General features: G+C 52.2%; 1 protein-coding gene. It reads right to left on the bottom strand.

The annotated features are described in order from the left end of the window. Positions 1–281: 281 nt before the first annotated feature. Positions 282–1301: an IS110-like element ISEch3 family transposase gene (locus FDP13_RS21425; protein WP_143840372.1), complete on the bottom strand. Its 1020-nt coding sequence runs from the start codon at positions 1299–1301 to the stop codon at positions 282–284. Positions 1302–1407: the final 106 nt, after the last annotated feature.

Below are 1407 nucleotides of genomic sequence, written 5' to 3'. Positions count from 1 at the left end.
CGGCACGGGCTTTCGCCGCGTATATGGACGCTCCCAAATTTGCAATCTGTTTTCTTTAAAACGGCATGGCAGGTTGTGCAGTCATATATCCGGTTTTTCGCTTTTTGTCGCGCCACCATAATGAAATCCGCCAGGAGAACGTCTTACATCCCTTCGGGCTCAAAGCCCACGCGGCGAACGACCTGTTTCTCCTGCGGTCTTACCTGTTTTGCCATTACTGTGATTACACCTTGCACTTTTCAGAACTGCCTGACCCGTCTCCTTCCTTTAAAACCCGACCTTCAGACAGGAGCGATTTCCCGATATTCACTCCCGCATCTCAACATTGACCACAAGATTCTCGCTGTTCTGCCTGCCTGGGCGACAACTGCCACGTTGAACGGTTTTCTCTTCAGCAGGCTATAAAACCATGTCTGTTTATCACGGTGTCGCTCTATCACTGCCGCCAGTGCTCTTGCTCCATGTATCAGCAGATAGCGAAAATAACGGTCACCCCGCTTACTTATGGGGCCCAGCCACTGTTTACCACCACTGGAGTGTTCCTTCGGCGTCAGCCCCACCCACGCCGCAAACTGTTTTGAGGAGGTAAACTGTGAACCATCCCCTACTGCTGCAACCATATACGTCGCCGTCAGCATGCCAACTCCGGGGACTTTTTCCAGACGCCTGCAGGCCTCCTGACTGTGGAACCACGCGTTTAATTCACGCTCAACTTCTGCTATCTGGTGCTCCAGCTCCCTCAGATGCGTTAGTTGACGTGCTGCACTGCGCCTTGTCAGCGCCGTGAGCGCATTTTCTCCATCCTCCAGTATCACCGGCAATGTCTTGTACAAGGCTGACAGGCCGGTCTCCATCACCACACCGAACTCTGCCAGCATTGCCCGCAAGCTGTTGGTGCTGGCAACCCTTTCCCGAATCAGCAGGTCCCGTTCAGTATGCAGTGCTAATATGGCCTGCTGCGTTTCACTTTTCACGGCAACAAAACGCATGTTAGGTCGGGCTACGGCTTCACAAATGGCCTCTGCATCTCGCGCGTCGGTTTTATCCCGCTTCACATAAGGTTTGACATAACTGGGCGGCATCAACCTGACCTGATGGCCGTACTGCATCAAACGACGAGCGAAGTGATGAGCTGATGCACAGGCTTCCATACCAATTAAACAAGGGGGCAACTGGGCCAGAAATGGCAGGAATGCGTTTCTGGTCAGTCGCTTTCGCAATACGGTTTTCCCTGAGTTATCAACGCCATGAAGTTGGAAAACATTTTTTGCCAAATCAATACCAAGGGTTGATACTTGCATGTGGACGCTCCTTCTTTAACTGAAGTGTGATGCTCTCAGTTTGGCACATTCGATGCCGTCAAGTAGGAGCGTCCATTTCATCGTCCATGCGGCTCACCCGGCGAAG

It is taken from the genome of Dickeya sp. ws52 (genome assembly GCF_007210685.1).
In the GTDB taxonomy this organism is placed as follows: Bacteria; Pseudomonadota; Gammaproteobacteria; order Enterobacterales; family Enterobacteriaceae; genus Dickeya; species Dickeya chrysanthemi.
Note: the sequence above shows the minus strand (reverse complement) of the source record. Positions and strands in the feature narration are given on the sequence as shown.

Coding starts and splice junctions, on each gene's coding strand:
- FDP13_RS21425 (WP_143840372.1), bottom strand. CDS start 1,301: ATGCAAGTATCAACCCTTGGTATTGATTTGGCAAAAAATGTTTTCCAA.